Below are 13506 nucleotides of genomic sequence, written 5' to 3'. Positions count from 1 at the left end.
CTAAAACCCGACCGCGTCGCCGCCCTTGAGCTTCAGGATGGCGCGGGCCTCGTCCGGCGTGGCGATCTCCGCGCCCAGGCCCTCGATGATCTGGCGCACCTGCCGCACCTGCTCGGCGCTCGACCGGGCCAGCCTGCCCTTGCCGATCCACAGCGAATCCTCCAGCCCGACGCGGACATTGCCGCCCATCGCCACGGCCTGGGCCGCGATCGGCAGCTGGTGCCGGCCGGCGCCCAGCACCGACCAGTGGTAATCCGCGCCGAACAGCCGGTCGGCGGTGCGCTTCATATGCGCCACATCCTCCGGATGCGGGCCGATGCCGCCGAGGATGCCGAACACGCTCTGCACGAAGAACGGCGGCTTCACCAGCCCGCGCTCGACGAAATGCGCCAGGGTGTAGAGGTGGCCGATGTCGTAGCACTCGATCTCGAACCGGGTGCCGTTCTCGGCGCAGGTCGACAGGATGTGCTCGATGTCGGCGAAGGTGTTGCGGAACACCCGGTCGCGCGAGCCTTCGAGATAGGGCTCTTCCCAGGCGTGTTCGAAGGTCTTGAACCGCCCCAGCATGGGGTAGAGCCCGAAGTTCATCGACCCCATGTTGAGCGACGCGACCTCGGGCCGGAACGTGGCGGCCGGGCGCACCCGCTCCGCCACCGTCATGGTCGCGGCGCCGCCGGTGGTCAGGTTGATGACGCAGTTCGAGCGCTGCTTGATCACGCCGAGGAAGGGCGTGAAGGCCTCCAGCGACTGGTCGGGCCGGCCGTCCTTGGGGTCGCGCGCATGCAGGTGCACGATCGCCGCCCCGGCCTCCGCCGCCTCGACCGCCGCATCGGCGATCTGCTGCGCCGTCACCGGCAGATGCGGCGACATCGACGGGGTGTGGATCGACCCCGTCACCGCGCAGGTGATGATGACCTTGTTCTGCTGAGCCACTGGATGATCCCTCGTGTGTCCGGCTATTTGACCGCGCCCTGGGTGATGCCGGCGATGAACTGGCGCGACAGGGCAATGTAGACCAGCATGATCGGCAGCGCCGCCAGGGACAGGCCGGTGAACAGCACGCCCCAGTTGGTGGTGAATTCGCCCATGAACACCGTCAGCCCCTGCGGCAGGGTCTTCCGGTTGTCCGAGGTGATCAGGATCAGCGGGAAGAAGAAGTCGTTCCAGATCGGCACCGCGTTCTGGATGGCCACGATCACCATGGCCGGCCGCGCCAGCGGCAGCATGATCGACAGCATCACCCGGAGCTCGCTGGCGCCGTCGATCCGGGCCGATTCCTCCAGCTCGCGCGGCAGGCTGGCCAGAAAGCCGGTCATGATGAACACGGCCGACGGGATACCCATGGCGGTGTAGACCAGCACCAGCCCGGCATAGGAGTTGGTCAGGCCCAGCGTGTCGAGCTGGATGAACAGCGGGATGATCGCCAGCTTCAGCGGCACGGTCATGCCGCTGAGGAAGAACATCAGCACCAGCGTGCTGAAGCGGAACTTGTACCGGGCGATGGCATAGGCCGCCATGGTGCCGACCACCAGGATCAGCAGCACCGAGGCCGCGGTGACGCCGACCGAATTGGCGAGGTAGCGGACGAAGTTGGTCTCGGTCCACACCTTCTCGACATTGGCCAGCGAGATGGTCTGCGGCAGGGCGAAGGGCGAGGTGAAGATCTCGGCATTGGTCTTGAACGACGACATCACCATCACGACCAGCGGATAGGCCATGACGAAGGCGTTCAGCAGCAGCAGCGCCTGGATGGCGCCGGTCTGCACCGACCAGCGGCGGTCGAGCGCGGGGCCGGCGGCCTGGGTCACCGCCGCGGTCACAGCTCCACCTCGCGGCGGCGCAGCATCCGGAGGGCGATGGCGGTGACGCCCGCGATCAGCAGGAACATCAGCACCGCCAGCGCGCTGCCCTGGCCGAAATCCTGGATGCCGGTCGTCGTGCTGCCGAAGGCGGTGCGGTAGAAATACAGCCCCAGCACGTCGGTCGACCCGCCGGGCGACCCGGTCAGCCCGGCCATGATGTAGGGCAGCTCGAACCAGTTGAAGCTGCCGATGAAGGTCAGGATGGTGACGATGGTGACGCTGGGCGCCAGCAGCGGCCAGATGATCTTGAGCAGCAGGGTGCCGTCGCCGGCGCCGTCCAGCCGCGCCGCCTCGATCACCTCCTTGCTGATGCGCTGCATGCCGGCCAGCAGCACCAAGGTGGGGAAGCCGAGCCAGTGCCAGACATTGGCCAGGATGATGCTGCCCAGCGCGGTCGATTCCTGGCCCAGCCAGGCCGGCCCGTGCAGGCCGACCAGCGCCAGGGCCTGGTTCACCAGGCCGAACAGCGGGTGCAGGAACAGCTTCCACAGGAAGCCGACGATGACCGAGGACAGCACCACCGGCAGGAACACGATGACCTGGTGCACGCGGTGGCCGGGCAGCGCCTTCAGCAGCGCGAAGGCCAGCAGCAGCGCGGTCCCGTTCTCCAGCACCATCAGCGCGCAGAACACGATGACGTTGTGGTGCAGCGCGTTCCAGGTCCAGTCGCTGAACGGCGATTCCGTCAGCACCTGGCGGAAATTCTCCAGCCCGACGAAGTCGGACGGCGTCAGCCCGTCGAAGCGGTAGAAGGCCAGGCGGAAGGCCGACAGCAGCGGCCAGGCCACGAACACCGACATGATGGCGGCGGCCGGCAGCAGCAGGAAGACGATCCAGAGCGACCGGCGCCGGGGCAGAAGATCGGACAGGCGGCGCCGGTCGTGGATCATGTCACTTGCCCTGGAACGGCGCGTACCACTTGGCGATGCCGGCGGTCAGGTCGGCGCCCAGCTGGTCGGGGGTGATGCTGCCGGCCATCATCTTGGTGATGTCGCCCTGCAGCAGCTCCGACCCGGTCGGCTTCTGGAAGCGGAAATAGACCACGTTGATGTGCGGCATCGCGGTCTGGTTCAGGGCCGCGACCTCAGCCAGCAGCGGGTCGTTGATCACCACGCCCTTGATCGGCGAGATGTTGCCCAGCAGCGCCGAGAACTTGTCGCCGAACTCTTTGGTGCCCATCCAGTTGACCAGCTTCAGCGCCGCGTCCCTGTTGGGCGATGCGGCGTTCACGGCGTAGCCGCCGTCATAGAACTTGGTCACGGTGCCGGGGTCGCCCGCCTTCGGCGTCGGCGGCGCCACGAAATCCATGCTGATCTGGGGATTCTCGGCCCGGTAGGTCGCGATGTCGAAGCTGCCGCCGGCCAGCATCGCCGCCCGGCCGGTGACGAACAGCTGGCCGGCGGTGTCGTAGTCGATGCCTTCATAGCCGGGGGACATCACGTCGCGCAGCTCCAGCAGCTTGCCCAGGGCCGCGACGTAGCGCGGGTCCTTGAACGTGGCCTTGCCGGTGGTGAGGTCGGTGACGAAGTCCGGCCCCAGGAACGGATTGGTGAAGATGGCCACGAACATCTCGTTGAACCAGCTGGTGCCCAGCCCGTTCGCCAGCGGGATGATGCCCTTGTCCTTCAGCGCCTTGCTGACGGTCAGGAACTCGTCCCAGGTCTTCGGCGGGGTCAGCCCGGCCTTGGCGAACACGTCCTTGTTGATGAACAGGCCCAGGGTCTGCGAGGCGAAGGGCAGCGAGTACACCTTGCCGTCGGCGCGGTAGGTGCCGGCGATCAGCGCGTCGGCCGGCATGTTGGCCAGCGACGGCACCGTGGCCTGGTCCTGCGCCACGAAATAGCCGGCCTTCACGAACTGCTCCAGCCAGCCATAGGCGTGGGTGTGGATCACGTCGCCGCCATGGCCGGCCGCCAGCGCCGCCGAGACGATGGTCGGATAGCTCTCATCCGGGAAGGACTCGAACTTGACCGTGATGTCGGGGTTCGCCTTGGTGAAATCCGCGAACAGCTCGTTGTAGGCGGCCTTGTCTTCCTGCCGCCACGTCCAGAACGACAGCTCGACCGCCTGTGCGGCGGTCGCGGCGAACCCCCAGAGGGCCGCCGCGGCCAGGGCCACGCGCCCGATATGCTTGATGTTCATTTTTCGCCTCCCCTGCACCGCTGCGGTGCTTATGCGCAGGGACAGGAAATCATAGTTCTTGCCGGCTGGCTAGATAGTTTGTAAATCTGCCTAACTAACTCAGGAATGGCGGGAAGACCGTGGGCCCACATCTCATCGCAGGCGTCGATATCGGCGGCACCAAGACCCGGATGATGGCGTCCCGCGGCGGCGAGACCCTCGCCGACCGGACGCTGGCGACCGACAGCTGGCGCATCCGCGAGGTCGAGACCGATGCCGCGGCCCTGGCCGCCCTGGTCCGGTCGCTGTGCGGTGGCGTCGACCCCGCCGCGACCGTGGTCGGCGCCCATGGCTGCGACACCGACGACCAGTGCCGCGCCTTCCAGGCCGGGCTGGCCCGGCACCTGGGCGGCATCGTCCAGGTGGTCAATGATTCCGAGCTGATGGCCCCGGCCGCCGGCCGCTTCGGCGGCATCGGCGTGGTGGTCGGCACCGGGTCGATCGCGGTGGCGCGGACGCCGGACGGCCGGATGCTGGCGGCCGGCGGCTGGGGCTGGATCCTGGGCGACGAGGGCAGCGCCCCGGCCCTGGTCCGCGATGCGGCGCGGGCGGTGCGCGGCGCCATCGACCGCGGCACGCCCGACGACCCGCTGACCGACGCCCTGATGCGGGCGCTGGGCATCGACGACCCGACCATGATGGGCCGGCTGCTGAACGAGACCCGCAACGGCGTGGTCTGGGGCCAGTATGCCAGCGCGGTGTTCGCGGCAGCCGATGCCGGGTCGCCCCTGGCAATCGGCGTGATCGAGGACGGCGCGACGGCGCTGGCGGCCCTGGTCGGCATCCTGATCGCACGCGGCGCCGATGCCCGCAGCGTGGTCGCCGGCGGCGGGGTGATCGCCGAACAGCCCCGCCTGGTGCAGGCCTTCAGGGCCGCCGTGGCCGCGGTGTCGCCGGCCAGCGACGTGGTGGTGCTGCACGACCCGCCGGTGCTGGGCGCGCTGGCGCTGGCCGAGCGCGCCGTGCACGCCGCCGACCAGACTTCCTGAATCCCGACCGGAGACAGACCCATGCAGCGCATTGGATATCGCGACGCCGTCGCACGGCAGCCCGAGAGCCTGGAGGAGGGCCGGGTTGCCATCGGCCGCGCGCTGGACGCGCTCGACCTCGGCGCCTTCGCCGGCAAGGCCATCGGCTTGGCCGGGATCGGCGCCAGCTACCAGGCGGCGATCGCCGGCGCCTGCTTCCTGCGCACCCGCGGCACCCGCGCCTACGCCTATTGCGCCACCGACCTTTATGACGGGGTGGATGCCGCCGCCGACGCCTTCATCGCCCTCTCCGCCTCAGGCCAGAGCCGCGAGACCGCCGATGTGATGCAGATGCGGGCGGACCTGCCGCGCATCGCCATCTGCCGCAGCACCGACAACCCGCTGGCGGAGCTGACCGGCCTGGCCGTCGGCATGGCCTCCGGCGCCGACAACGGCGCCAGCTCGACCGGCTACACCGGCACGCTGCTGGCGATCGGCCTGCTGGCAGACCGGATCCTGGGCGGTGCACCCTCCGCCGATTGGGCCGCCCTGCCCGAGGCCGTGGGGGCCCTGCTGGCCGCCGCGGCCGAGCCGGCGAAGCAGGCCGCAAGGCGCCTGTACCGACGGGCTTCGATCGATCTGGTCGGCGCCGGCGCGGCCTTCGCCACCGCCGGCGAGGCCGCCCTGCTGATCCGCGAGGCGGTGCGGGTGCCGGCCTGCGCCTGGGACACGCTGAACTACCTGCACGGGCCGATGGAATCGCAGGACGGCCGCACCGGGCTGGTCGCCTTCGGCACCGGGCGCGAGGTCCAGATCGCCCTGGATATGGCCGGGTTCGGCTGCCCGTCGGTGCTGATCACCGGCCGCCACGACGTCGAGGCCGCCGAGGAGCTGACGGTGATCCATGTGCCGGAGTTCGGCAACGCCATCGCCGATGCGATCCTGCAGATCGTCGCGGCGCAGCTGATCGTCGCCGAGATGCAGGACACCGCCGGCCTGACCAACATCACCTTCCGCTACCGCCAGACCGACACCAAGCTCAGGCCCTGGTCGCCGACCGAGGTGTAGGCCGACCCGGACTATCGGACGTCTGGAACCTCCTCTTTAATTGTCATTGCCCGGCTTGACCGGGCAATCCAGGGCCACAAAGAGCCGCTCTGGCCGCCCCTGGATGCCACGGTCAAGCCGTGGCATGACAATCGTGGGGAAGGCTGAAAAATGCGCTGAGCAAAGTCGCTCTACGAAACTACTCCGCCGCCGCGCTGTCCCCCGTCGGATCGAGCGGCGGCAGGACCACGGCGGGGTGGCGGTTCTCGCCCAGGATCTGGCCCAGCCCGTGATCCGCCGCCAGCCGCATCGCCCCCAGGACGGTGCCATGGGCGCCGAGCGCGCTGACCGCGATCTCGGTCGGCCAGGTCAGCTGCTTCGCCACGCGCCGGACCTCCCGCAGCATCAGCGGGTTCTGGCCGACACCGCCACCCAGCACGATCAGCCCGGGGTCGAGCATGCCGACGCAGCCGGCGACCAGCCGGCCGATGTCGGCAGCGTGCCGCGCCACCCACAGCAGCGCGGTCTCCGATCCGGCCTCGGCCCGGGCGAACAGCTCCTTCGCCGAGGCCGGCGGCAGGCCTTCCGCCTCCGGCCAGTCCGCGGCGCAGCGTTCGACCAGGGCGGCCGATCCCAGATAATGCTCCAGCCCCTCCCGGGTCGGGATCTCGTGCGGCGACCACGGGAAGGGCAGCCGCCCGATCTCGCCCGCCGCGCCGTTGAAGCCGCGAAGCAGCCGGCCGTTGACGATGATGCCCAGGCCGATGCGCACCCCGACCTGGAGATAGGAGAACACGTCGTGGTTCCGCGCCGCGCCGTAATGGTGCTCGGCGATCGCGGCGCAGTTGACGTTGTTCTCCAAGAGGATCGGGGCGTCGATCCGGGCCCGCAGCTGGCGCAGCACCGCCTCGGGCCCCTTGCGCTGGCCCAGCCGCTGGGTCGACACGATGCGCGGCACGGCAACGGCGACGCTGCGCAGGGTTTCCCCGCCCACCGCCAGGATGGTGGCCCGGGCGACGGAATCGATGACCTCGCCGATCTCGTCGACCGTGGCGCCGCTCGGCCGCGGAATCGGCTGCTCGACCGTCGCCAGCGGCCGGTCGTCGAGCGAATGGGCGACGGCCCGGACCTGGGCGGCGCCGACATCGATGCCGACGACATAGCCGGCGGCCGGGCCGAGGCCGTAGATCGTGGCGGTGCGCCCGGTCGCGCCCTTGTGCGACCCGTGGGCGGTGACCAGCCCCGCGGCGCTCAGCTCCGACACCGCCGCCGACATGGTCGGCTTCGACAGGTCGAGGATCGCCCCCAGCCGCGGCCGGGTGATCGGGCCGGAGGCGGCGAGCACCCGCAGCACGGCGCGGGAGCTGTCCATCAGGGATGGGGCCGGGGATGGGGCGGTCGGGTCAGCCATGGGCCGGTCTCGGGGTCATGCCGCCAGTCTAGAACCGGCGCTCCGGCCTTGCCTATGCCCGTGCTCAGGTCACCGCGTGGCGCCGCTGGAATTCCGGCGCCTCGTACACCCGGCCGGCGATCACCGTCTCGACCGCCGCCACGGCGTCGAACACATCGGCATAGCCGAGATAGAGCGGGGTCAGACCGAAGCGCATCACATCCGGCGCCCGGAAGTCACCGATCACGCCGCGGGCGATCAGCGCCTGCATGACGGCATAGCCCTGATCGTGGCCGATCGAGACATGGCTGCCGCGCCGCGCCCCGTCGCGCGGGCTTTCCAGCCGACAGCCGAGCGGCGCCAGCCTTTCGTCGAACAGGCGGATCAGCAGGTCGCCCATCGCCCGCGCCTTGGCTTCGACATCCGCCATGGCGATGCCGTCATACGCCTCCAGCGCCGTCTCATAGGCCGCCATCGACAGCATCGGCGGGGTCGAGCACAGCAGGCTGCGGATGCCGTCGGCCCGGGCGAAATCCTCGGTGAAGGCGAAGGGCTCGGCATGGCCGAACCAGCCGGTCAGCGGCTGGTCGACCGCGGCGAGATGCCGTTCGGCGACGAAGAGATGGCCGGGCGCGCCAGGCCCGCCATTGAGGAATTTGTAGCCGCAGCCGATGGCGAAATCGGCCCGGGCTTGGTTCAGCCGGACATCGACCGCGCCGCTGGAATGGGCGAGGTCCCACAAGATCAGCGCGCCCTGGGCATGGGCGGAAGCGGTCACCGCCGCCATGTCCTGGCGCTCGGCGGATTTGAAGTTGATCTCGGACAGGGTGGCGACCGCGGTGTCGCCGTCGATCGCCGCCGCGACCTCCCCGGCCCGGACCCGGCGGACGCTGCAGCCCATCATCCGGGCGACGCTGTCGACGACGTAGAGGTCGGAGGGGAAATTGCCGGCCTCGGCCACGATCACGGTGCGGTCCGGCCGCATCCGGCAGGCGGCGACCAGCAGCTTGAACAAGTTGATCGAGATCGCGTCGGTGACCGTGACCTCATGCGCCCCGGCCCCGATCAGCCGCGCTGTCTTCGCCCCGGCACGCTGCGGCGAGGCATACCAGCCGGCGGTGTTCCAGGACCGGATCAGCCCCCGCCCCCACTCCTCCGTCACCGTGGCCCCAACCCGCGCGGCCACGCCCTGCGGCAAGGCGCCGAGGGAGTTGCCGTCGAGATACAGCACGCCGTCCGGCAGCAGGAAGCGGTCGCAGCAGCCCCGCAGCGGGTCGTCGCGGTCGAGGGCCTGGCACTGGGCGCGGTCGATGGTCATGGCCTCAGCTCCGCGCCAGCCGCAGCACCGCATCGAACACCGACGTGCCGTGGCGGCCGATCTCCTCCACCACGTCGAAATGGTGCCGGCCCGGCACCGTGATCGGCGTGCGGGCGAGGCGCGGCCAGGCCGCTTCCATCAGCGCCGACTGGCGGTGGAACTCCGACGGCTCCGCGCCGCCGACCAGCAGTTCCAGCGGCGCGCCAAGCGTCGGCTCCGGCACCTCGTGCAGGCTCCAGGCCGTCGCCTGGTCGGGGGTCAGGCGGATCAGCTCGTTCATGCTGGTGCGCAGCAGCGGCCGCAGGTCGAAGATGCCCGAGATCGACACCCCGCCGGCGAAGGGCGCCGCCGGCAGGCCGCGCGCCGCCCAGTCGGTGGCCAGCATCGCGGCGGTGAGGTAGCCGCCGGCGGAATGGCCGCCGACGATCACCGTCCGCCGCTCGGCCTCGTCCAGCAGTTCCGTCCAGGCGAAGGCGATGGCGCGGCGGCAGCTCTCGGTGATGCCGGCGATCGTGGTCTGCGGGCACAGCGGATAGTTCAGCACCACCACGGTGAAGCCGGCCGGGACCAGCGCCGCAGCGGCCCAGGACACCTCGTCCTTCGACGAGGCGCGCCAGTAGCCGCCATGGATGAAGACCACGGTGCCGCGCGGCCGGTCGGCGCGGAAGATGTCCAGCACCTCGCGCGGGTCGTCGCCATAGGCGAGGCCGGACTGGTGCGGCTGCCGCGCCCGGGTGGCAGCGGCGGTCTCGACCCAGCGGCCGAACACGGCGGCGAGGTCGGGGATGGTGACCCGTGGGTTGTACTCCCGCTCGCACCAGTCCGGGTCGTCGTAGCGGAGGGTGGTCATGACCTTACTCCGGCAGCACCGCGGTGGCCTCGATCTCGACCAGGGCGTCGGGCTCGACCAGCTCGACCACCCGCATCACCGCCATGGCCGGGTAGTTCGCACCCATCACCTCGCGATAGGCGCGGCCGAGTGGCTTGAGGTTGGCGCGGTAGGCCTCGAGGTCGGTGACGTACCAGGTCAGCCGGGCGATGTGCTGCGGTCCGGCCCCGGCTTCGGCCAGCACCGCCAGGATGTTGCGCAGCGCCTGGGCGATCTGGCCGACCATGCCGTCGGCGAAGCGGCCTTCCGCATCCCAGCCGATCTGGCCGCCGACGAAGATCACCTGGCCGCGCCCCATCATGCCGTTGGCATAGCCCTTCGGCGCCGGCCAGCCTTCCGGCTGCAGCGCCACCAGGCCGCCCGGCCCCCGGCTTTCGGGTCGCCCGATCATGGTCACGTCGCACATCTCCGCTGATAGGATTCCACCGCGCTCCGGATGTCGTCCGGGACCGGGATCGCCGCTGCCTCGTTGATATCCGTGGTCACCAGCACCAGCCGCCCGACCAGCACCGGTTCGCCGTCGCGATGGCCGTGGATGGCGAGGCCGATCGAGCTGCGCCCGATCGTGTCGACCAGCACGGTCAGGCCGAGCACATCGCCCAGCCGGCCCGGTTTGAAATAGTCGCATTCGGCATGGGCATAGCCGAGCCCGACCCGCCGGCGCTGGATGATGCCGGCGTAGTCGAGCCCCAGCTCCACCCCGAACCAATCCTCCACCGCGCCCTGCATCATGGTGAAGTAGCGGGCGAAGAAGACGATGCCGGCGGTGTCGCAATGCTCGAACCGGATCGGCTGCCTTGCCGCGAAGGCGGCGGCCGGCAGGTCGGCGGCGGCCAGGGGCCGGGCGCGCGGGGGGCGGGCTTCGGTCATGAGGCCTTGACCGCGGCGGCAGGGGTTTCGGCGATGCGGCGCAGCTGGAAGCGCTGCAGCTTGCCGGTCTCGGTGCGCGGCAGCCGATCGAGGAATTCGATCGCCCGCGGGTATTTGTAGGGCGCGATCTCGGCCTTCACATGGTTCTGCAGTGCCTTCAGCGTCTCGGCATTGGCGGGCGTGCCGGGCTTCAGCACGACATAGGCCTTCACGATCTGGCCGCGGTCCGGGTCGGGCACGCCGACCACGCCGCATTCCTGCACCGCCGGATGGGTCATCAGCGCGTTCTCCACCTCCGGCCCGGCGATATTGTAGCCGGAGGACACGATCATGTCGTCCGACCGCGCCTGGTACCAGAAATAGCCGTCGGCATCGCGGCGATAGGTGTCCCCGGTCACGTTCCAGCCATCCTGGACATAGGCGCGCTGGCGGTCGTCGGCGAGGTAGCGGCAGCCGGTCGGGCCGCGCACCGCCAGCCGCCCGACCTCGCCGTCGGGCAGCGTGTTGAAACCGGCGTCGACGATCTTCGCCTCATAGCCCGGCACCACCGTGCCAGTGGCGCCCGGCCGCACCGCGCCGGGGCGCGAGGCGATGAAGATGTGCAGCATCTCGGTGGCGCCGATGCCTTCGGTGATCTCGATCCCGGTGGCGTCGCGCCACGCCTCGAAGGTGGCGGGCGGCAGCGCCTCGCCGGCCGAGACGCAGCGGCGCAGGCTGGACAGGTCGCGCCCCGCCTTCTGCCCCAGCATGGCGCGGTAGGCGGTGGGCGCGGTGAAGCAGATGGTCGGGCGGAAGCGCTCGATGCCGTCCAAGAGCTCCGGCGGCGACGCCTTCTCCAGCAGCACGGTCGAGGCCCCGGCCCGCATCGGGAACAGCACCAGCCCACCCAGGCCGAAGGTGAAGGCCAGCGGCGGGCTGCCGATGAAGCGGTCCGACTCGTTCGGCTGCAGCACCTGGCCGGAATAGGCGTCGCAGATCGCCAGCAGGTCGCGGTGGTGGTGCATGGTGCCCTTGGGCACCCCGGTGGTGCCCGAGGTGAAGCCGATCAGGCAGATATCCTCCGCCGCCGTGTCGACGGGTGCGAACTCCGTTGGGGCCGAGGCCATGCGGGCTTCGAGATCGGCGCCGTCGCCGCCGAAGCTGAGGATGTCCTGCAGTGCCGGGGCCAGCGGCCGCGCCGCCTCCAGGTCGGGCAGCAGCTTGGCGTCGCAGATCGCCAGCCCGATCCGTGCCTTCTCGATCATGAAGGCCAGTTCCTTGGCGCGGAGCAGCGGCATGGTGGCGACCACCACCGCCCCGGCCTTCAGCGCGGCGAGGTAGCAGGCGACCATCATCGGGTTGTTGGCCGACCGCAGCAGCACGCGGTGGCCGGGCACCAGCCCGAAATCCCGCACCAGCACATGGGCGATGCGGTTCACCCGGTCCAGCAGCTCGGCATAGGACCATTCGACATCAGGGCCGATCAGGCATGGTCGGTCGCCACGGCCTTCGGCGACATGGCGGTCCAGCAGCTCGGCCACGCAGTTCAGCCGCGCCGGATACTGCAGCGCCGGCAGGGTGAAGCGGAACTCCGGCCACTGCTCCCGCGGCGGAAGGTTGTCGCCGGCGAAGCGGTCGATATGCGCGCTTATCGTCTCCATCACGCCTCTCCCGTTTCTATCTCTGCCACCCCTTTTCCTTGTCATTGCCCGGCTTGACCGGGCAATCCAGGGGCCACCAAGAGCCGCTCCGGCCGCCCCTGGATGCCACGGTCAAGCCGTGGCATGACAAGATAGGGAAGGTCAGCGACAAAGCCGCCCATCCGTGTGTCCTTCAGCCTCCGCCAGCAACTGGCGGGCGATGACGATCTTCTGAACCTCGGTGGCGCCCTCATAGATGCGCAGCGCCCGGATCTCGCGATACAGCTCCTCGACCTTCACCCCGCGCATGACGCCGAGGCCGCCGAACAGCTGCACCGCGCGGTCGATCACCCGCTGCGCCGCCTCGGTGGCGAACATCTTGGCCATCGAGGCCTCACGGGTGACCCGCGCAGCACCCCGGTCCTTGGCCCAGGCGGCGCGGTAGATCAGCAGGGCGCTGGCGTCGATCTCGGTCGCCATGTCGGCCAAAGCCGCCTGGCTGAGCTGGAGGTCGCTGAGCGGCGCGCCGAACATCTGCCGGTTGCGGGCGCGGCCCAGCGCCTCGTCCAGCGCCCGGCGGGCGAAGCCGAGCGCCGCGGCGCCGACGGTGGAGCGGAACACGTCCAGCGTCGCCATCGCGACCTTGAACCCCTCCCCCGCCCCGCCGATGCGGTCGGACAGCGGCACCCGGCAATTCTCGAAGCGCAGCGTGGCCAGCGGGTGCGGCGCGATCACCTCGATCCGCTCCGCCACCGTCAGGCCGGGGGCGTCGGCCGGCACCAGGAAGGCGGACAGGCCGCGGGCGCCCGGCGCCTCGCCGGTGCGGGCGAACACGACATAGTGGTCGGCGATGCCGCCATTGGAAATCCAGGTCTTCACCCCGTCGATCCGCACCGCATCCGGCCCGTCCGGCACGGCGGTCGTGCTCATGGCAGCGACGTCGGAGCCGGCATCGGGTTCGGACAGGGCGAAGGCGGCGATGGTGCGGCCGTCGCGGACCGGCGGCAGGATGCGGTCCTTCAAGGCATCGGTGCCGAACAGGCTGATCGATCCGGTGCCGAGCCCCTGCATGGCGAAGGCGAAATCGGCCAGCCCGTCATGCCGCGCCAGGGTCTCGCGGATCAGGCACAGGCTGCGGACATCGAGCCGCGCCGACACCCCGCCATGGCTGGCCGGCACGGCATGGCGCAGCCAGCCGGCCTCGCCCAGCGCCGCGACCAGGCGGCGGCACGAGGCATCGACATCATGATGGTCGATCAGGCCCGGCAGCGCCGTGGCGGCCCAGGTGTCGAGCTCCAGCGCCAAAGCGCGATGCCGGTCCTCGAAGAACGGCCAGTCCAGGAAGCTGCGGTCGGCCATGGC

13 protein-coding genes are annotated in these 13506 nt (G+C 70.3%); 2 read left to right on the top strand and 11 right to left on the bottom strand.

Annotated features, from left to right (window positions below; genetic code table 11):
- Genes kce through E9232_RS08480 form a run of 4 tightly spaced genes read right to left on the bottom strand, consistent with a single transcriptional unit; the run spans position 1 to position 4004 of the window.
- Positions 1-933: a 3,5-dioxohexanoate:acetyl-CoA acetone transferase gene (gene kce / locus E9232_RS08495; protein ID WP_309793375.1), complete on the bottom strand. Its 933-nt coding sequence runs from the start codon at positions 931-933 to the stop codon at positions 1-3.
- Between the two features lie 23 nt (positions 934-956).
- Complete coding sequence (locus E9232_RS08490; protein WP_309793374.1) at positions 957-1820, bottom strand: carbohydrate ABC transporter permease; 864 nt, start codon at positions 1818-1820, stop codon at positions 957-959.
- Complete coding sequence (locus tag E9232_RS08485) at positions 1817-2752, bottom strand: carbohydrate ABC transporter permease (protein WP_309793373.1); 936 nt, start codon at positions 2750-2752, stop codon at positions 1817-1819. Before E9232_RS08485 ends, E9232_RS08490 begins: the two co-directional genes overlap by 4 nt.
- A 1-nt stretch (position 2753) precedes the next feature.
- Positions 2754-4004 carry a sugar ABC transporter substrate-binding protein gene (locus tag E9232_RS08480; protein ID WP_309793372.1) on the bottom strand — a complete coding sequence of 417 codons (1251 nt, stop codon included), beginning with the start codon at positions 4002-4004 and terminating at the stop codon, positions 2754-2756.
- A gap of 119 nt (positions 4005-4123) precedes the next feature.
- Between E9232_RS08480 and E9232_RS08475 the strand changes: the two genes are divergently transcribed.
- On the top strand, positions 4124-5032 hold the full coding sequence (locus E9232_RS08475; protein WP_309793371.1) for a BadF/BadG/BcrA/BcrD ATPase family protein: 909 nt from the start codon (positions 4124-4126) through the stop codon (positions 5030-5032).
- Positions 5033-5053: 21 nt separating this feature from the next.
- Entirely contained in the window at positions 5054-6079 is a 1026-nt protein-coding gene (locus E9232_RS08470; protein ID WP_309793370.1) for an SIS domain-containing protein, read from the top strand.
- 178 nt (positions 6080-6257) lie between these two features.
- On the opposite strand, the gene E9232_RS08465 is transcribed toward E9232_RS08470, so the two are convergent.
- From E9232_RS08465 to E9232_RS08435, 7 genes are all read right to left on the bottom strand, one after another.
- Entirely contained in the window at positions 6258-7469 is a 1212-nt protein-coding gene (locus tag E9232_RS08465) for an ROK family transcriptional regulator (protein WP_309793369.1), read from the bottom strand.
- A 64-nt stretch (positions 7470-7533) separates the two neighbouring features.
- The gene (gene kynU, locus E9232_RS08460) at positions 7534-8766 is read right to left on the bottom strand and encodes a kynureninase (protein ID WP_309793367.1); all 1233 of its coding nucleotides are present in this window, start codon (positions 8764-8766) and stop codon (positions 7534-7536) included.
- Between the two features lie 4 nt (positions 8767-8770).
- Positions 8771-9616 (bottom strand): alpha/beta hydrolase, encoded by an 846-nt coding sequence (locus tag E9232_RS08455; RefSeq protein ID WP_309793365.1) that lies wholly within the window; start codon positions 9614-9616, stop codon positions 8771-8773.
- A 4-nt stretch (positions 9617-9620) separates the two neighbouring features.
- Entirely contained in the window at positions 9621-10046 is a 426-nt protein-coding gene (locus E9232_RS08450) for a RidA family protein (protein ID WP_309794084.1), read from the bottom strand.
- A gap of 2 nt (positions 10047-10048) precedes the next feature.
- On the bottom strand, positions 10049-10525 hold the full coding sequence (locus E9232_RS08445) for an acyl-CoA thioesterase (protein WP_309793363.1): 477 nt from the start codon (positions 10523-10525) through the stop codon (positions 10049-10051).
- Positions 10522-12165, bottom strand: a complete 1644-nt coding sequence (locus E9232_RS08440) for a benzoate-CoA ligase family protein (protein ID WP_309793361.1) — start codon at positions 12163-12165, stop codon at positions 10522-10524. The genes E9232_RS08445 and E9232_RS08440 overlap by 4 nt, the downstream gene beginning before the upstream one ends.
- A gap of 141 nt (positions 12166-12306) precedes the next feature.
- Complete coding sequence (locus E9232_RS08435; protein WP_309793359.1) at positions 12307-13503, bottom strand: acyl-CoA dehydrogenase family protein; 1197 nt, start codon at positions 13501-13503, stop codon at positions 12307-12309.
- Between the last annotated feature and the right edge of the window lie 3 nt (positions 13504-13506).

Origin of the sequence: Inquilinus ginsengisoli (genome assembly GCF_031453975.1) — a bacterium.
Taxonomy (GTDB): Bacteria; Pseudomonadota; Alphaproteobacteria; order DSM-16000; family Inquilinaceae; genus Inquilinus; species Inquilinus ginsengisoli_A.
This window is presented reverse-complemented; position numbering and strand designations above follow the sequence as displayed.